Raw genomic sequence first — 17,698 nt, 5'->3', positions numbered from 1 at the left:
GATCGATCCTTACTCTTATCTTGTACTTACGCGTAGAACACATTGGTTCCATTCTATTGCCAAGGGCCCGTGATCGTTTCACCGATGACGGGCCCTTGACGTGAAGCTTCTTACCACGAAGCAGCTATCCGGATGCTTAGTGCGCTTCCTTGGCGCCCTTTGGCGCGAAAGCCAATACGAAGACCAGAGTCAGGACGAGTATTGCTCCCCCGAAGATCGCCGAGTAGAACAGCGAGTGGTCGAATTTGCCGGTCGCCTGGTACACCGGAGCGCCCTGAATCATGTCAAAGGTCACAGTGTGGTGCTCGACTTCGCCCGGGGCGTGGGAGGTGACTTCACCGGGGAAGTTCACGTGCAAGTTGGCCTCGGTGAAGGAGGAGTCAACGGCAGCCTTGTCGCCTGGCATGGAGAAGGTCACTTCCTTGCCGTCATCTGCCAGGTTGATCTCAAATCCGAAGACCTTGAACGCGTCTTTGAGCTGAGTGTAGGTTTTCACGCCATCGGTCTCAAAGCGCAGGCCAACGTTCTCGCCCTCCTCGATCTTCGAGTAGGTCCACTTGCCGCCAATCTGCTGTTCCATGGCAGCAGTGTCAACCTGTGAAGCCAGAAGTTCATCGAGGCTCATGCCCTGAAGGTTTTCCTTGTTCATGGTGACTTCAACGGCACCGGTCGTCTTGTCTTGACCCTGAACGTTGACTTCTGCATTCATGTTGACGCAGCCGGACAAAGCTAGGACGGCGGTAAAGACCAGCGCAATCACGCTCAAAAGTCTCTTCACGGAAAAGGGCTCCTCAAAAATGTTGGGGTTCAGAAAACGTGCATTGCCTCAACGGGCGCTAGTTCAAGCTTACGCGTCTTTATTTGGTCGCACTTGCACGTGCTTGCTCCAGGCATGCCGCGACTATCGGGGCATCCGCTGGGATCCATTCAACGGCCATGGGCAATGAGCCATCGAACGCCAGCCAGGCCAGCTGGTCATGTCCATCCAAGGTGTCGGGCACCCCAGCGGTGATCTGTGCAAACCACATCCGCATGGCTGCCTTCTCGTTCAGCGGCCACCCTTGGCGGTGGGGACCTGGAATGGGCGCGCCGAGCTGGATGGCGACTCCGAGCTCTTCGCGCAGTTCCCGGTGCACCGCGTCGATTTCGCTCTCCCCCGGCTCAACTTTTCCTCCGGGGAACTCCCACAATCCGGCCAGGGATTCAGGCCGGTTGCGGCGGGCCGCTAGCAGTTTGCCCGGAGCTTCAAGGTCATCAACGATGGCTACAGCGACAATTTGTTTCAGCATTCTTGTTTCCGGCATGGGCTAGCTCGACTTGGAGGCGTGCTGGGCTCGCGCTGATGCGTACAGGCATACGGTCGCGGCGGTGCCCACATTCAGCGATTCGGCCACGCCGTAGAGCGGGACGGCCACGGCATGGTCTGCGGCCTGCTTTTCGTGCTCGTCAAGGCCCTGCCCCTCGTTGCCGAAAAGCCATAGTGTTGGCGCTTCCAGGACTGGCTGGCCCTCAAGCCCCTGGTCTTCTTCCGCACCGCCGTGGTGCGCCCGGAGGACTGCTGCATCCTGGAGCGAATCAAGGTTGAGCGCACCATACCCATCGGCGGCCAGCACTTGGCTTCCGGTGGTTTTAGCGGCTTCGATGAGGTGGTCGAATTCGATGTTGTTCAGCACCGGCAGGTGGAACAGCGAGCCGACGGTGGAACGCACGGCCTTCGGGTTGTAAATATCAACGCTGCCCTTGGTCAGGATTACCGCGTCGGCCCCTGCGGCGTCGGCAGCGCGCAGCACGGTGCCTGCGTTGCCCGGGTCCTGGACTCGGCAGAGGACCGCAATGAGTTTCGGCTTGGAGGAGAGCACTTCGCTCAGTTGCGGCTGGGCGATCGCAGCGACGGCGAGAATGCCCTGAGGGGTCTGGGTATCGGCCATGGCATGCAGTACTTCGCCGGTGACGATGCGCGTTGGAACCTGCGCTTGCTCGAGCAGTTCTGCGAACTCGTCATGGCTTTCGAGGAAACCACCCACCACGTAGACGGCCTGGAGAAGGTTGTCATCCAGCAGGTGGGCCTTGAGTGCTTCCCGCACGGCCTGTGGTCCTTCGACCAGGAATTCCCCTGTGGCTTCACGCCCCTTGCGGTTGGCAAGCCGGGCAACGGCTTTGACTCGTTCGGCGCGTGGATTGGACATCACTTCGGGGGAAAAACTGCTCATACTTCGAGAATACCGGTAGAAACACTAATGGGCGGGTTCCGCGTCATGCGCGGAACCCACCCATCGGTGTGATCTGTCCTACCTGAGCATTAGCTCAAAGGGAGAAAAGATTTACTTCATCTGCTGGCGGGATTCTCCACCAGCTGGTTCGAAGCCTGCAGCCTTGGCAGCTTCAACCGAGTTGAACCAGAATTCAGCTTCGGTCTGCTCGTACCAGGTCGAGCCTGGAACGTGGTACTTGTTCGAGCCGGCGTTGCCCTTGATAACGAAGCCCTCAGGAGCGTCTTCGCCTTCAACAGCCTTGATTACGCCTTCGCCCTCGACGGACTTGGCAGCGGCAGCCTTAGGAGCCTTGGCAGCCTTTGGAGCAGCAACCTCTGCGGCAGCGCGTGGAGCGTTGACGTCAGCTGGAAGAGCTTCCTTTGCAACCTTAACCAGGGTTGCGAATGCGTTGGAGTCCGATACGGCCAGTTCGGCCAGCATGCGGCGGTCAACCTCGATCTCAGCAGCCTTCAGGCCCTGGATCAAGCGGTTGTAGGTCATGCCGTTGGCGCGGGATGCAGCGTTGATGCGCTGGATCCACAGGCGGCGGAAGTCGCCCTTGCGCTTACGGCGGTCGTTGAAGCTGTAAACGAACGAGTGGAGCAGCTGCTCCTTGGCCTTGCGGTACAGGCGCGAACGCTGACCGCGGTAACCCTTTGCGCGTTCCAGAACGACGCGACGCTTCTTATGGGCGTTTACAGCCCGCTTCACACGTGCCACGTGTGTACTCCTTCAAGTCAGTTCCCCAGTGCCCGCGATTTTGCGGGGTGGGAGAAATCTATGGGTGGTGGGGTATTGCTTCCCCGAATTGCGAAAGGGAGAGCTTAGAGGCCCAGCATCCGCTTGATGGTCTTTACATCGGCCTTAGCGACGATCTGGTCAGAAGCCAGGCGACGGGTAATGCGCGAGGACTTGTGCTCCAGGTAGTGGCGACGGTTGGCCTGCTGACGAACGAGCTTACCGCTACCGGTCAGCTTGAAGCGCTTCTTGGCGCCACTGTGAGTCTTGAACTTCGGCATAGCTGCCGTTCTCCTAACGTGCTCCACACGGCAAAATTACCGCGTGGGGATCATCCGAAGCGGGCCCCGTATAAGGTGACCGCTGTTGTTCTCTTGTAGTTGGAACTTCCCGGGGGAAGATCCTTCACCGTAAACGGTGACGGGCTCGAAAGCCCAACAGGCTTGGCTAGGCGTCGCCTTCAGCTGCTTGGCGGGCCTGCTCCAACTTGGCGCGGGCTTCGTCATCCATAGCTGCTGCAACGTTCTGGCCCTCGGTTTCAGCTGGAGCGTCGGTGCGGATCTTGCGCTTGGCCGAATTACGGCCACCGGACTTCTGCTGCTGCTGTTCGCGGCGAGCCTCTGCCTTGTTCTTCAGCGGACCAACAACCATGACCATGTTTCGGCCATCGATGCGCGGGCTGGACTCAATGATTCCAACCTCGGCGACGTCTGCTGCAAACTTTTCCAGCAAGCGGATGCCCATCTCTGGACGCTGCTGTTCACGACCGCGGAACTGGATCATGGCTTTCACCTTGTCGCCAGCGCCCAGGAAGCGCAACGCGTGCCCAACCTTGGTCTCGTAGTCGTGAGTATCAATCTTCAGGCGGAAGCGAACTTCCTTCAAGACCGTGTTGGTCTGGTTCTTACGAGCTTCACGAGCCTTAACAGCGGCTTCGTACTTGTACTTGCCGAAGTCCATCAGTTTGCACACTGGAGGCTTGGCGTTGGGTGCCACCTCGACCAAGTCCAGATCGGACTCATGAGCCAAACGAAGCGCGTCCTCGATGCGGACGATGCCTACCTGCTCACCATTGGGGCCGACGAGACGTACCTCTGGCACGCGAATGCGCTCATTAATGCGTGGATCGCTGATGTGTCACTCCTGAAATTCGTAATCCATAACCGCAAACGAAGAAGGCCCCCGTCTGCGATTGCAGGCGAAGGCCATAAGAGAACGACATGATGAGTGGCGCATTTCATTGCGCCTGCATCTGGGGATTGCACGAATGCGATCCTGCCGAAATACCCGGAAGCCTGGAAACGGCGACAGCGGGTGGGAGATGGCCTCCACTTGCATGGCTCAATACTAGTACGAATCTGGCATCCAGGGCTAACTGGAGAACATGAGAAGTACCGGCATCGAGTCGGTCTGTGACAAGCTTAGCAGTATGAGTACCGAAGACACCAACTCGCATCAGCACCTCGTCGATCAGCAGGTGCGCGATATCGCCGAAGTTCCGGCTGTAGAAATCATCACCACCGCGGCGGTTCACCTCATGAGCGCGGCCGCCGTTAAATGCGGTCTGGCCGAGGGCGAAGACGCCGTTGAGCTGAAGGATCTGGATGAAGCTCGAAAGCTGATCACCGCTCTTGCAGGCCTAGTCACCGCGGGCGCACCTGAGATCGGTTCTCAGCACGCAGCTCCGTTGCGCGATGGCCTGCGCAGCTTGCAGCTGGCGTTCCGCGAAGCTTCGCTGATCCCGGATGCTCCAGGCAAGGGCCCCGGCGAAAAGTTCACCGGCGCTGTCAACTAAGCAATCATCCTAGTTTTTTAAGAGATTAACATCATGGGCTCGGCTTCTTCGGAAGCCGAGCCCATCGTTGTATGCATCACAAGATTCCTTTTGCGCAGCGAGCCGTCCGCTTCGGGCTAGTGTTGTTCCAATGGAACTGATCGAACAGCCCGTCTTGGACGCAACGCCCTATTATCTGCGCCCGTTTTCGCTTGAGGACATCCCGCTCATCAAGCAGGCTTCGTCGGACCCCTACATCACAAAGATCACCACTGTGCCGCTACAGGGCGATCATCAACAATGCCTGGAATTCATCTATCGCCAATGGAGCAGAACCACGGATGGAACCGGATACTCATTCGCCATCGCGGATTCGACAACCCATCGGGCTGTCGGGCAGATTGGCCTGTGGTTCCGCGACGCCCGCCACGGACGGGCAAGCATCGGCTACTGGGTGGGACCGGAACATCGCCGTCAAGGCATTGCCGCCTGCGCGCTGAACACCCTCGCTGGTTGGGCCCTGGGTTATCCTGGCATCCATCGTGTCGAGCTCTACGTCGAGCCGTGGAACGAAGGCTCCTGGCGTGTGGCCGAACGGTGTGGATTCCAGCGCGAAGGGTTGTTGCGCGGCTGGGAGCTGATCGGCAATGAGCCCAAGGACCTGTATATGTACTCGCGCATCGCCGAGAGGGCGCAGGACTAGGCCGTAGTTTCCCAGCGCTGCCGGCGAGCCCGGCGCACCCGACGGCGAATCTGCTGGGCAACCAGGGCGGCCAGGACCACGATGGCGGCCATGATGCCAATGCCGACAAAGGCGTAGGCCGGGCCAACACTGTCCACGAAGAGCCCGGTGACCGGTGAACCCAATGCGGTGCCTGCGGTCATCGCGGAACCGTACCAGCCCATGGCTTCGCCACGGCGCTTTTCGGCCACCAAATCCGTGAGCCATTCCGAGGCGGCCGAGAGGGTCGGCGCACAGAGGAATCCGGGCAAGGCGGAGAAGAGGGCCAAGGACCAGGTGTCCCACGCGAAGTACATCGGGATCGTCAAAATCGCCATGAACAACAGCAGCAGCAGGGGCGAAACCACACGCTTCATGGAGCCGTAGACCAGGCCGCCAATCAGCGAAGCACCGCACCAGAAGAAGAACACCAATCCGAGGCGGTGGCTTTGCATGGCGGCATCGAGCTCGGCCACGATGGCCACTTCGGTGCCGGTGAGCAGCATCCCGGCTCCGGCTGAGGCGATGAAAACCGCCAGCACCGAAGCGCTGATCCAGCTGAAGCGGCTCTTGAAGGCCCGTCCGCGCTTCTTGATCCTGGCCCGCGCCGACTTCCAGCCAGCAACGATCAGTTCGCCTTCAACCTCCTGCACGCCCATTGGTGCTGCAGCAATGAAGCTGGCTTCGGCACCCAGCCGCTCTTCATGGGCATTGGGCTGCATGGCGATGGCCTTGGGGTCATCGCTGCGAGTTGGCGGGTTGAGGATCATCAGCGCCAATCCGGCCAGGGAGGCGGTCAGTCCAATGACGCTTAGGCCGATTACGCTGCTGATCTGGGTGGCAACAATGCCGGCAGTTGCCGGCCCGACGATGAACACCAATTCGGTGGCTGTCGCGTCCAAGGCAAATGCGGTTCGCCGCTGCTCGCCGGTGGTCATGATGCCCAAGGCCGTACGCACCACGGAGAATACTGGCAGGGCGAATAAACCGCCGACGAAGGCCAAGGGGTAAACCCAGACCAGCGGCACGTGCGGGACGGTGCACCAAACCAGGGTTTCGACGATGATCGAGGGCAGCATGGCCCGGCGCAATCCCCACGAGTCGACGCGTGATCCGCGCCAGGGCGCGCCGATGGCGATACCCAGGGTCATCAAGGCCGTGACCAAGCCGGCCGAGACCCAGCTCTGTTCAAGGTTGTTGACCAGATGCAGGAGCAAGAGCATGCTCAGTGCAGAGTGAGGAAGTCGGGCAATCATGCCAATCAGCAGGAGCATCGAGATCTGCGGCTGGCGCAGAATCTGCCAATAGCTTTTCATGCCCGAGGTGTTCCTTACTTCTAGGAGCCCGCCGAGTCTAGCTTGGCGCGCTATGCAAACTGAGTTCTAGGGAATCCACCGCTTCAGTGAATTCAGTGTTCTGGGCCAAGCGCCCCTGGATGGCGCCGGTGATTTCCTGCGCCTTCTCCCGGCTTGTTCCCGGTGCGAAAACGAACTGCAAATTGAGTTCTGGTCCGGATCCGCCGCCAGGAACCATCTGGCCGTCCCTGGTTCTTGAGCCTACTCCCCTGCCTGGAGCCAGCTTCACGGCCTGCAATTGGCTGAAGCCTTCGGTGGCGTCCTGCACGAGGTTGGCGATCTGCTGATTCTGATAGCTTGGAGTCCAGTCGATCTGCTTGGCGAGGTTCCAGACCCCCGGTCGGCGCAGGACGAAAGTGAAGTCGCTGCCCGGATCAAGGACCAGCAGCTGGCATTCCTCGCTGACCGCCGAGAGTGCCGCGCGCGGGGCAAACACTGCCACCGGCCGGGCCTCCTTGTGCCAGGCTTGCAGTCGTTCGACGGTGCTGAAGACAGGCAGGGCCATTCGGCCGTCCGGAGCATTGATCTTCACCAGCGCCATGTCGGCTTCCTTGTCCGAAGCGAAACCGTGCTCGGTCATGGCTTCTTCGCCGAGCTGGGCGACAACCGCCACGAACACCCGTGCAGTGGCCAAGGCCTTGTGGACTTCGGCCTCGGAGCCTTTGCCGTCGCGCAGCTGCGCCAGCGCCTCCATGGTTTGGGAGTCGGCGCTGCCGTCGTCCTTGTCGAAATTATGCAGGGGGTTGCCCTCGCCGCTAAGGTCGCGCCCTTCCCAATCCTGCCCCGCAGAGTCGGCGGGTGAACCGGCCTGGGCCAAGGCCGCGACGATATGTCCAGGCAGGTGGCGTTGAGGCGCTGATTCAGAATGCTCCGTGCTCATAGCTCCATGCTATCGGTGGATTTGCTTCAGTTGAAAGGACGGACGGAATCTTCTCCCATGAGCTTGAACACCACGAATGGGTAATTCAAGATTATTTGCGGAAATCAGCAGCTGGCGAATGCCCTCTGGTTTCATCGTGCGCTGTCCGCGCCAGAAAACAAATGACGGCTTGAATGCCCAGTGGCATTCAAACCGTCATTGTGGTGGAGCGAGCGGACTTAGCGGCGTCCTGCTACGTCCAGGGCCTCCTGCAAGGTGAACTGTCCTGAGTACAGGGCCTTGCCCATGATGGCGCCCTCGATGCCTTCTGGAACTAACTCGCGAAGCACACGCAGGTCTTCGAGCGACGAGATGCCGCCCGACGCTACGACAGGCTTATTGGTTTTTGCGGCGATTTCACGCAACAGCTCGACGTTCGGTCCGCGAAGGGTGCCGTCCTTGGTCACGTCGGTGACGACGTAACGGGCGCATCCCGCATCTTCCAGGCGCGCCAGGACCTCCCACAAGTCGCCTCCATCTTTGGTCCAGCCGTGGCCCGACAAGGTGGTGCCTCGAACGTCCATGCCCACTGCGATCTTGTCGCCATGACGGGCGATGGCCTGCTTGGTCCATTCAGGATTTTCTAGCGCAGCGGTTCCCAAGTTGACGCGGGTCGCGCCGAATTCCAAGGCGCGGTCCAGGGACGCATCGTCACGAATGCCACCAGAGAGCTCAACTTTGATGTTCAGTTCCTTGGCGATGCGCTGGACGATCTCCACGTTGCTGCCGCGGTCAAAAGCAGCATCCAAATCAACCAGGTGCAGCCATTCAGCACCTGCGTTCTGCCAGGAAAGGGCAGCTTCCAGTGGATCGCCGTAGCCCGTCTCGGAACCGGCTTCGCCCTGGACCAGACGCACTGCCTGGCCTCCGGCGATGTCTACGGCAGGCAAGAGTTCGAGAATTGGTTGCTCGCTCATAATGTCCTTTGTGAAGAAATGAATTTTTTAGAGGGCCAATACCCACGCGGCAATGATGCTCATTGCTGCGAGAGCCCATAGCGCGATGACCCAAGAGATATGGGCCTTCTGGCTTTTGAGGGAGATCGCTCCGCCAGCCAGGAATGCGCCAACGAACCCAAGCACGATGGTCCACATGCCTACAGGGTGCCCAACCAGTTGCGCAACAGCTGTGCGCCGGCTTCGCCTGACTTTTCCGGGTGGAATTGCACTGCCGAGAGTGGACCGTTCTCCACTGCGGCCACAAATGGCGTTCCGTGCGTGCTCCAGGTAACTTGAGGCGGAGTCATTGCAGGTTGCGTAACGTCGAATTCCCACTTCTGCACTGCGTATGAGTGCACGAAGTAGAAACGCTCGTTCTCGACGCCGGCAAAGAGCTTGGTGCTAGCTGGTGGCTGCACGGTATTCCAGCCCATGTGCGGAATGACATCGGATTTGAGCCGTTCGACGGTGCCGGGCCATTCGCCGATACCGGCCGTTTGGACTCCGTGCTCAACGCCTTCCTCGAAGAAGACCTGGTGGCCGACGCAAATCCCCAATACGGGTTGTCCTCCGGCGATGCGGCGGCCGATCCAGCGCAGGGCACCAATATTCGTCAGCTGTTCCATCACGGACGCGTAGGCGCCAACGCCAGGAACAACCAGCCCGTCAGCGCTCATGACCTTTTCGGGATCTGCGGTCAGCTCCACGTGAGCACCCGCGGCTTCCAGCGCCCGGACAGCCGAACGGACGTTGCCCGAACCGTAGTCGAGAACAACTACATTCTTCTTTTCCACTTACAGTGCACCCTTCGTGGATGGAATCTTGTCACCCATGCGTTCGTCGAATTCAACGGCTTCGCGCAGAGCTCGTGCAAAGGACTTGAACTGGGCTTCGACAATATGGTGTGGATCGCGGCCCGAGAGCACCTCGATATGTGCACAAATCTGGGCGTGGAAGGTGATCGCTTCAAAAACGTGGCGGGTCATGGAACCGGTGAAGTGCCCACCGATGAGGTGGTATTCCTGCCCCGCCGGCTCGCCGGAGTGGACGAGGTAGGGGCGTCCGGATACATCCACCACTGAACGCGAAAGCGCTTCATCCAATGGAGCATATGCGGTGCCGAAGCGCCGGATGCCGGCCTTGTTGCCCAGGGCAACGCGCAGCACTTCGCCGATGGTGATGGCGGTGTCCTCCACGGTATGGTGCACGTCGATGTGGGTATCGCCCGTTGACCGAACGGTCAAGTCAATGAGCGAGTGCTTGGACAGCGCGGTGAGCATGTGGTCGTAGAACGGCACGGACGTGCTGATCTCCGACACACCAGTTCCATCGAGATCCAGTTCTACGAATACGGACGATTCGCTGGTGACGCGTTCCATGCGGGCGCGACGTGCGCCAATCAATTCGGCAGCCATGTCTTCCTTCGCTTGTTCTTGATTACTTTTCCGCGCCGAGCAGCTCGGATAGACGATCCAAGAACGCAGTAGTTTCTGATTCGGTTCCGGCGGTTACTCGCAGAGTGCCCGGGATCCCATTGTCGCGGACGATAATGCCTGCTTCCAACAATCCTTCCCACACCGCGTGGGGGTTCTCCAGCCCGCCGAAAAAGACGAAGTTGGAGTCGGAGACGGAAGGCTTAAGCCCAAGCTCTTTCAAGCGGGCAACAATTCGATCTCGTTGCGTTTTGATGTCTTCCACCTGGGCTAACAACAAATCGATATTCTTCAGCGCCGCTACGGCAGTTGCCTGCGTGACGGCCGAGAGGTGGTATGGCAGCCGCACCAAGCGAATGGCATCGGTGACTTCAGGCGCCGCTGCGAGGTACCCGACGCGGGCACCGGCAAGGCCAAAGGCCTTTGACATGGTGCGCGTGACGATGAGCCGCTGGCGGCCTTCAAGCAAGGTGAGCGCCGATTTGGTGCTGGACAAGGAAAACTCGGCGTAGGCTTCGTCAACAATGACCATGCCATTGTGCTCGCTCATTGCGTCATATACGGCTGTGATCACGTCCAGGCCAAGCGCCGTGCCCGTGGGGTTGTTAGGAGAGCACAGGAAGACAATGTTCGGTTGGTGCCTGAGAACTTGTTCTGCCGCGGATTCTGCGGAGAGAGTGAAATCCTCGGCGCGCGTACCGGCGATATATGTTGTATCGGTCCCGCTAGCTAGGAGGGGGTACATCGAGTATGTTGGTCCGAAACTCATGACGCTTCGTCCTGGCCCGCCAAATGCCTGCAGGATTTGCTGGAGGATTTCGTTCGAGCCGTTTGCCGCCCAGATGTTCCCTGCGGTCAGGGAGTGGCCGAGATAGTCAGCCAGCAGTTCACGGAGTTCGGTGAATTCACGATCCGGGTATCTGTTGAGGCTGGTTGCTGCTTTTGCGACCTCTTGCGCAATGGCATCCACGACAGTTGGCGGAAGCGGATGAGTGTTCTCGTTGACATTCAGCTGAATGGGCACGTCGATTTGTGGTGCGCCATATGGGGATAGCCCGCGGAGATTCTCACGCAAGGGCAGCTGACTCAAAAGTTCACTGCGGTCATTCACGCAATAAGTCTACGTGCGTACCGGCTTGGCGGGTGAATCCGCTACGAGTCAAGGTAACAATCCCCTGCCTCGATCGATGCTCTAACCAGCGAGCACAGGGATCGACAGCGAGTCGCCAACGTGGATCTCGCTTCCCTGGAGGGAGTTGAGTTCCGAAATGTGGCTGACAGCAGAAGTGACGTCGTAGCCCTGGGCGTACTCCTTGGCCAAGCTCCACACGGTGTCGCCCGGGATAACGGTGACGTCCACAGTTTCGACGCCCGTTGGGAGTTCAGATGATGCCCTTGCATCTGAAGCGAACATCGAGAAGAAGAACGCTGCAGCTACGGTTAGCGCAAAAACTGGAATGCCCACCAAAACAGCCCAGCCGCGGCGGTTGATCCGGATCTTCAATGGGCTCTGGGTTTGATTTGAGTCAAGTGCGAGGGTTGCCATGACCTTATCTCCTCAAGATTGTGTAGCGATGCGAAGTTATATTCGATATGTAGATTTCGAAGACTTGTTCGAAACTAGTACATCTGTTCTAACAGAGCTTCGTCCGACTTGTCCAGAAGTTTTCGAACAAATCTTTGAAAGAAGCTCGCTTATCCACTAAGATTTCGAAGTAGACGAGCAATGAAAACATCACACCATCTGGCTCCGACAGTTTGGACTGCCGAACTTTCGACAGATAGCTAGGGAAGGCAAAATCTCATGTCAGCTTCACAACGCACTCCCCGATCGAATGCACGCTCGTTGACGATTCGCCAAAAGAAGATCCTGGAAACGATCCAGCGTGCCATCGGCAAGAACGGCTATCCACCATCCATGCGTGAGATTGGCGACTCGGTAGGGCTCAAGAGCCTTTCGAGCGTCACCCACCAATTGAGCCAGCTAGAAAAGCTCGGGTACATTCGTCGAGATCCACGCCGTCCGCGCGCCATGGAGATTTTGTTGCCACTGCAGTTGGCGGACGATGCTGAGAACTCAACGGCGTCGGAGGCTGCAGAGAGCAAGGCTGCCGAAGACGCGATGGTCATCGAGCTCAGCACGTCAGCCGATACGACCATGGTTCCATTGGTCGGCCGGATCGCTGCTGGTGGGCCGATCCTTGCTGATCAGTCTGTCGAAGATGTTTTCTCGTTGCCTCGCCAGCTGGTCGGACACGGCGAATTATTCATGCTCAAAGTCTCTGGCGATTCCATGGTTGATGCCGCTATCTGTGATGGTGACTGGGTAGTCGTCCGCCGTCAGCAGAATGCTGAAAACGGCGATATCGTCGCTGCATTGCTGGACGAAGAAGCCACTGTCAAAACCTTCCGGCAGCGCGATGGGCATACATGGCTGCTGCCCCAGAACTCACGCTACGAACCGATCTTGGGCGACGCGGCCAAGATCATGGGCCGTGTTGTTTCTGTGATGCGTTCGCTCTAATCGCATCTGGCATGAGGGGTGTTGGTGCGCAAGCATCGACACCCCTCAGTCGATTGCTCCCTGCGATTTCGGTTTCGATTCTCACCGTTGTGCTGCGCTGAAGATCATCCAACGCTGAACTGCCGCTGAGAGCCGTCGTGGTTCTTCGTTGACCAATCGGCTAGCTGTCGACGTCACCAAATCGCGTGCGATGCCCCGAACCTCCAGATCCATGCGCTCATCGTTTGCGCAGAGGGCCAGGTATCGGCAGAGAATCCCGGCAAATAGGTTGCCATCGCCTCCTCCATCAAGCAGCAGGGATCCGGCCTCGTCGGCCAGATGCCGGCGTGTGGCATGAACAAGTGCAGCAGCATGCTCCAGATCAGCTGCGGTACCTAATTCCAGCAGCGCGCCGAGCACCGGTCCCTGGTTATAGGTATAGAGGTGATCTTCCAGTTTTTGGCCTGCTGAAGTGAGTCTGAGCCCATCAAGATATAAACCGTGCTGGTCGCTGAAGATGTTGGAATGCATCCAGTCAAGCAGCTTCCTGGCTTGTTCGCGATCACCGATGCGTGCGAAAAAGAGTGCGGCAGGAGCGTTGGCAGGGGCATTCTTGAAATCGCGTTTCCTCGACCAGTACAAGCCGCCATCGAAGACTTCGTCGATGCCGCTTTCCAATTGCTTGCGCAAAGTCGTTATTGCTCGTTTTGCACCGAGATGGCTGTGCCCTTCCAGCTTCCGGGAAAAAGCCAGCAACCTCTGGCTCGCCAGCGCCAGCCATGCCATATCGTCAAAGAAGTAGTTCGGGAAGACTCCGAAATTGCGAATGCGGATTCCTGCCAGCAGGTCTTTGGCACGGTGAAGTTCGCACCGGGCTGCATCACGATCGCCAGCTTCCCAATAGCCCAGCCCGTCGTCAAGGATCGCATCCAGGTAGTGGGCCTGCCACCAGTAGTTCCACTCAGCAAACGGATGAGAAAATCCATTCATATCGCTGAGCATGCTTCCGTCATGCATCCGGTGCTGAAGGCTATAGGGCCGGCCAATCCACGTGCCTGGCAGGCAAAGGAGCCGATGGCCAAATCGCGCATGCGTATCTTCGGCTGCTTCACGCGCCAGTCCCCTCATGGATTTCATCTTGCCTTCCGGATTTTTCCTTCCCTGTGGCACAGACATTAGTGCATTCAACGAGCCCGAGTCACCGGGTCATTGCTTTCAAGCACTGGAAGTTACTTTTCAGCAGGCTTGAGGCGTTCCAGAACTCCAGAAATGACCTTCTTGTCTACTGTGGGCCACATCGGTGGCAGGGTAGCCTTCAGGAAGCTTCCGTAGCGCGCCGTGGCCATGCGCGAGTCCAATATGGCTACAACGCCCCGGTCGTTGACCGATCGGATCAGGCGTCCTGCGCCCTGCGCCAAGCGGATGGCGGCATGCGTAGCCGAAACCTGCATAAAGCCATTGCCACCGTGCTTGGCGACGTCTTCGGTCCGGGCCTTCGAAATCGGGTCGTCGGGGCGTGGGAATGGAATCTTGTCGATGATGACCAGACGGCAGGAATCCCCCGGGACGTCAACTCCCTGCCACAGCGTCATCGTGCCAAAGAGGCAAGTGTCGCGTTCGTCTGCGAACTGTTCGACCAGGGATTTCATGCTGGCCTCGCCCTGGCACAAGATGTCCACGTCCAGCCGCTCGCGCAAGATGCTGGCGGCCTCTTCCGCCGAACGCTTCGAAGTGAACAGCGCCAGTGCGCCACCGCCGGATGCCTTGATGAGATCTTCAATCTCGTCCAGGGTCTCAGCGGCAAGTTGACGGCCAGGTTTTGGCAAATGCCTGGCTACGTACAGGATGCCTTGTTTTGGATAATCAAAAGGGCTTCCCACATCGACGCCAGTCCATGTTGGCGCTCCGTTCCCCATCAAGCCCAGCGAACCGGCCACGGCATCAAATTGCGAACCGATAGCCAACGTTGCACTGGTGAGCACGACCGTGCGGCCATCAAATAGGCCTTCGCGCAGTTTTCCTGCCACCGACAGCGGTGCGACATTCAGCGTTGCCGGTTGGGATTCTTCGGCCTCCACGTAGCCTCGGCCTTCTACGAACTCCCGTGGGCGCGTTGTGTAGAGAACTTCGCGGCGCTCTTCAGATTCGAGCATGCGCAGAGAGTCATCCATAACAGCCTGCAGCTGGGAGCGTGCAGTCTGTCGTCCGCCATCGGCGGGCGCGTTCGCCTCTGGCTTGGACAGCGCCAATGCCAGGCGAGCCTGCTCAACAATGTCATTGAGTGCAATGCCCATGTCTTCGCGCAAGCCTTGCTCCAGCAGACCGGTGGGGATCCCCGTCAGGGACTTCTCCAGTCGGTTGGCCGCTTTGACCATTTCATCGACGTTGACGCCGCAGTGGCGCTTGGCGCCACCAGCAGCAGTCATCACCATTCGAGCCGACAGGGCGCCAGACACCGAGCTGGTCACGCGGTCCTGCAGTTCGTGGGCCTCATCGATGATGGCCACATCGAAATCCGGCAAGACCGACAGGCCTTCAAACGCAGACACCGCCAGCAAGGCATGATTGGTGATCACCACGTCAGATTCGGCCGCGCGGGCGCGTGCCATTTCCGAGAAGCATTCATCGGCCATCGGGCACTTTTGAGAACCCAGGCATTCCATCGCCGAAACCGAAACCTGCTTCCAGGCCTTGTCGCTGACGCCGGGCACCAATTCATCTCGGTCGCCGGTATCGGTGCGCTCGGCCCAATCGCGAAGTTTCATCACTTCACTGGCAAGCGGTGAATAGGTGGTTCCGGCGGGTACTGCCGGTTCATCCATCGAGAACAGCGTGCCTTCGTCATCGGGGTATCCGCCACCGAGCTTGTATTGGCACAAGTAGTTGGAGCGGCCTTTGAGCAGAGCCACATCCATGGGACGGGAGAGCTTGCCCTTGAGTGACTCAAGTAATCTCGGCACGTCGCGACCGACAATTTGCGACTGCAACGCGAGTGTAGCGGTTGAAACAATCACTGGCTTGGCACTAGTTTGCGCATGGGCCAGCGCCGGAATGAGATAACCCATGGACTTTCCCGTTCCGGTGCCAGCTTGAACCAGCAAATGTTCTTCGTCTTCCAAGGCAGCCACCACGTGCTTGACCATTTCCTGCTGGCCTGTACGCATGGCGCCACCCATGGAAGTTACCGCGGCCTCAAGAAGCTCAAGGGCCTGCTCTTGCTTATCCATGAATGTTGAAAGTCTCCAACTCTGCCGCCAGGGAATCGCGCACCTTGACGATCAATCGCGTGCCGTTGTCCAGGTGTTCGCTTTCCAGGATTTCAGATTCGCTCTGATGCAGCTTTGCGATCAAATCCCCGCGGTTGTACGGGATGAGAACTTCAAGCTGAATGCCTGGACGCGGAATCGACGAGCTGATCTTTTCCAGCAGCTCTTCGATGCCCTCACCGGTGTGAGCCGAAACCACGGAGGTATTGGATTCACGGTTGCGGATTCGTTCAATGACAAATGGATCCGCGACGTCAGCCTTATTCAGGACGATGATTTCCGGGATATTCAACGCGTCAACTTCGCCAAGCACGGTACGAACGGCCTGAATCTGCCCCTCCGGGTCAGGGTGCGAAGCATCCACTACGTGCAGGATTAGATCAGAATCGGCAATTTCTTCCAGAGTTGAGCGGAAGGCTTCCACCAACTGGGTTGGAAGGTTCGACACGAATCCAACGGTATCGGCCAACGTATAGGTCAGCCCGTCTTCAGTCGACGACTGGCGCACGGTTGGATCCAAGGTGGCGAACAGCGCGTTCTCCACCAGGACACCGGCGTTGGTCAGGCGGTTGAGCAAAGATGACTTTCCGGCGTTGGTGTATCCGGCGATAGCCACTGCGGGCACTTCATTGCGCTTGCGATTGGCGCGCTTGGCCTCACGAGCAGGCTTCATGGCCTTGATCTCGCGACGCAGCTTGGCCATGCGGTCGCGAATGCGGCGACGGTCCATCTCGATCTTGGTTTCACCCGGACCACGCGAGCCAATGCCGCCACCGGCGGCACCTACACGACCACCAGCCTGGCGGGACATCGATTCGCCCCAGCCACGAAGACGTGGCAGCAGGTACTCGAGCTGGGCCAGTTCAACCTGTGCCTTGCCTTCTCGGGACTTCGCATGCTGCGCGAAGATATCAAGGATCAGGCTAGTGCGGTCAATAACCTTGACCTTCACAATGTCCTCGAGGGCACGGCGCTGGGACGGAGCCAGCTCAGCATCAACCACCACGGTATCCGCGCCGGTAGAGACAACGATGCCGCGCAGTTCCTCGGCCTTGCCCGACCCCAGGAATGTCGACGGGTCCGGCTTGCTGCGGCGCTGCACCACGCCGTCGAGAACTTCGGAACCTGCGGTCTCAGCCAAGGCGGCCAGTTCGCGCAGGGAGTTTTCGGCGTCGGTGACGGTGCCTTCGCTCCAAATACCAGCCAGCACAACGCGTTCCAGGCGCAGCTGGCGGTACTCGACCTCGGTAACGTCTTCGAGTTCGGTGGACAGGCCCGCGACGCGACGCAAGGCGCGACGCTCCGCGAGGTCATCCTGGTCCCCGTCGTATTGGGTAAAGCCGGTCGAGAAGCGGTTGAGCGCAGTGGCCTGCCCGGAGAAGATTGAGGTATCTTCTTCTCCGAAGTGCTGGACCTGTGGGCTTTGGGCTTCATCGGCTTCGAGGATCCTGTCGATAGCGGCCTGGATCTGGGCATCATCCATTGATGCCGAATCGTGCTCGTGTGACTCGGAGTTAGTCATGGTCTCCTTAGAAGTACTTCGCATTCCAGAATAGTGCGGTTGACCCCCAGTTCGCGACGTGACGCGTTGGGGTTCTGTCGGTTCATCAAACATTCGTGGTCCTTTTGACAGCGCGCAAAAAATATAGGCAAGCAGGTGAATGCGGGGTTACCGAGGTGCGAAGGCGAATGGCAAGGCGTGTGATGCACAACTTGCGGAAAACAAAAAAGACTTCGCCGTCTGCCAATCCTTCAATGCCGGCACGCCAAATAGGCGCGTCGCCGGGGAGGATCGCGAG

The 17,698-nt window shown here is 58.8% G+C and carries 20 protein-coding genes; 3 read left to right on the top strand and 17 right to left on the bottom strand.

The features are described from left to right. Positions 1–136 precede the first annotated feature (136 nt). From AOZ07_RS05960 to infC, 6 genes are all read right to left on the bottom strand, one after another. Complete coding sequence (locus tag AOZ07_RS05960) at positions 137–778, bottom strand: LppM family (lipo)protein (protein WP_146278078.1); 642 nt, start codon at positions 776–778, stop codon at positions 137–139. 79 nt (positions 779–857) lie between these two features. Beyond that, positions 858–1,289, bottom strand: coding sequence for a (deoxy)nucleoside triphosphate pyrophosphohydrolase (locus tag AOZ07_RS05955; RefSeq protein WP_098945496.1), 432 nt, complete (start codon positions 1,287–1,289; stop codon positions 858–860). An 18-nt stretch (positions 1,290–1,307) separates the two neighbouring features. Next, positions 1,308–2,210 (bottom strand): TrmH family RNA methyltransferase, encoded by a 903-nt coding sequence (locus tag AOZ07_RS05950; protein ID WP_060701154.1) that lies wholly within the window; start codon positions 2,208–2,210, stop codon positions 1,308–1,310. Positions 2,211–2,321: 111 nt separating this feature from the next. Next, a complete protein-coding gene (gene rplT, locus AOZ07_RS05945; protein ID WP_060701153.1) occupies positions 2,322–2,972 on the bottom strand; it encodes a 50S ribosomal protein L20, sunset domain variant in 651 nt (216 codons plus the stop codon). Between the two features lie 104 nt (positions 2,973–3,076). Continuing rightward, positions 3,077–3,271, bottom strand: coding sequence for a 50S ribosomal protein L35 (gene rpmI / locus AOZ07_RS05940; RefSeq protein WP_060701152.1), 195 nt, complete (start codon positions 3,269–3,271; stop codon positions 3,077–3,079). Positions 3,272–3,437: 166 nt separating this feature from the next. After that, entirely contained in the window at positions 3,438–4,091 is a 654-nt protein-coding gene (gene infC, locus AOZ07_RS05935; protein ID WP_060701151.1) for a translation initiation factor IF-3, read from the bottom strand. A 328-nt stretch (positions 4,092–4,419) separates the two neighbouring features. Here infC and AOZ07_RS05930 point away from each other — a divergent pair, with 328 nt between their 5' ends. Continuing rightward, on the top strand, positions 4,420–4,785 hold the full coding sequence (locus tag AOZ07_RS05930; RefSeq protein WP_060701150.1) for a DUF1844 domain-containing protein: 366 nt from the start codon (positions 4,420–4,422) through the stop codon (positions 4,783–4,785). Between the two features lie 130 nt (positions 4,786–4,915). Further along, on the top strand, positions 4,916–5,467 hold the full coding sequence (locus AOZ07_RS05925; RefSeq protein ID WP_060701149.1) for a GNAT family N-acetyltransferase: 552 nt from the start codon (positions 4,916–4,918) through the stop codon (positions 5,465–5,467). Here the strand turns inward: AOZ07_RS05925 and AOZ07_RS05920 are convergent. The 8 genes from AOZ07_RS05920 to AOZ07_RS05890 form a co-directional block, all read right to left on the bottom strand. Then, positions 5,464–6,801, bottom strand: coding sequence for an MFS transporter (locus AOZ07_RS05920; RefSeq protein WP_060701148.1), 1,338 nt, complete (start codon positions 6,799–6,801; stop codon positions 5,464–5,466). The two genes, AOZ07_RS05925 and AOZ07_RS05920, sit on opposite strands and share 4 nt — an antisense overlap. Positions 6,802–6,838: 37 nt before the next feature. After that, positions 6,839–7,720 (bottom strand): SseB family protein, encoded by an 882-nt coding sequence (locus AOZ07_RS05915; RefSeq protein ID WP_060701147.1) that lies wholly within the window; start codon positions 7,718–7,720, stop codon positions 6,839–6,841. A 218-nt stretch (positions 7,721–7,938) separates the two neighbouring features. Then, entirely contained in the window at positions 7,939–8,676 is a 738-nt protein-coding gene (priA, locus tag AOZ07_RS05910) for a bifunctional 1-(5-phosphoribosyl)-5-((5-phosphoribosylamino)methylideneamino)imidazole-4-carboxamide isomerase/phosphoribosylanthranilate isomerase PriA (RefSeq protein WP_060701146.1), read from the bottom strand. A 27-nt stretch (positions 8,677–8,703) separates the two neighbouring features. Then, positions 8,704–8,853 carry a hypothetical protein gene (locus AOZ07_RS18735; RefSeq protein WP_171918751.1) on the bottom strand — a complete coding sequence of 50 codons (150 nt, stop codon included), beginning with the start codon at positions 8,851–8,853 and terminating at the stop codon, positions 8,704–8,706. 2 nt (positions 8,854–8,855) lie between these two features. After that, positions 8,856–9,491, bottom strand: coding sequence for an imidazole glycerol phosphate synthase subunit HisH (gene hisH / locus AOZ07_RS05905; protein ID WP_060701145.1), 636 nt, complete (start codon positions 9,489–9,491; stop codon positions 8,856–8,858). Beyond that, on the bottom strand, positions 9,492–10,112 hold the full coding sequence (gene hisB / locus AOZ07_RS05900; protein WP_060701144.1) for an imidazoleglycerol-phosphate dehydratase HisB: 621 nt from the start codon (positions 10,110–10,112) through the stop codon (positions 9,492–9,494). Between the two features lie 22 nt (positions 10,113–10,134). Next, positions 10,135–11,241 carry a histidinol-phosphate transaminase gene (locus tag AOZ07_RS05895; RefSeq protein WP_060701143.1) on the bottom strand — a complete coding sequence of 369 codons (1,107 nt, stop codon included), beginning with the start codon at positions 11,239–11,241 and terminating at the stop codon, positions 10,135–10,137. A gap of 81 nt (positions 11,242–11,322) precedes the next feature. Then, complete coding sequence (locus AOZ07_RS05890; protein WP_060701142.1) at positions 11,323–11,676, bottom strand: LysM peptidoglycan-binding domain-containing protein; 354 nt, start codon at positions 11,674–11,676, stop codon at positions 11,323–11,325. Between the two features lie 258 nt (positions 11,677–11,934). Here AOZ07_RS05890 and lexA point away from each other — a divergent pair, with 258 nt between their 5' ends. Further along, positions 11,935–12,654 carry a transcriptional repressor LexA gene (lexA, locus tag AOZ07_RS05885; RefSeq protein ID WP_060701141.1) on the top strand — a complete coding sequence of 240 codons (720 nt, stop codon included), beginning with the start codon at positions 11,935–11,937 and terminating at the stop codon, positions 12,652–12,654. 81 nt (positions 12,655–12,735) lie between these two features. Here the strand turns inward: lexA and AOZ07_RS05880 are convergent, their stop codons facing one another. From AOZ07_RS05880 to hflX, 3 genes are all read right to left on the bottom strand, one after another. Further along, positions 12,736–13,623, bottom strand: a complete 888-nt coding sequence (locus tag AOZ07_RS05880; RefSeq protein WP_075972573.1) for a glycoside hydrolase family 76 protein — start codon at positions 13,621–13,623, stop codon at positions 12,736–12,738. A gap of 239 nt (positions 13,624–13,862) precedes the next feature. Then, positions 13,863–15,860 carry an ATP-dependent DNA helicase gene (locus tag AOZ07_RS05875; protein ID WP_060701139.1) on the bottom strand — a complete coding sequence of 666 codons (1,998 nt, stop codon included), beginning with the start codon at positions 15,858–15,860 and terminating at the stop codon, positions 13,863–13,865. Then, positions 15,853–17,421 (bottom strand): GTPase HflX, encoded by a 1,569-nt coding sequence (hflX, locus tag AOZ07_RS05870; RefSeq protein ID WP_060701138.1) that lies wholly within the window; start codon positions 17,419–17,421, stop codon positions 15,853–15,855. Before hflX ends, AOZ07_RS05875 begins: the two co-directional genes overlap by 8 nt. Between the last annotated feature and the right edge of the window lie 277 nt (positions 17,422–17,698).

Origin of the sequence: Glutamicibacter halophytocola (assembly GCF_001302565.1) — a bacterium.
Lineage (GTDB): Bacteria > Actinomycetota > Actinomycetes > Actinomycetales > Micrococcaceae > Glutamicibacter > Glutamicibacter halophytocola.
This window is presented reverse-complemented; position numbering and strand designations above follow the sequence as displayed.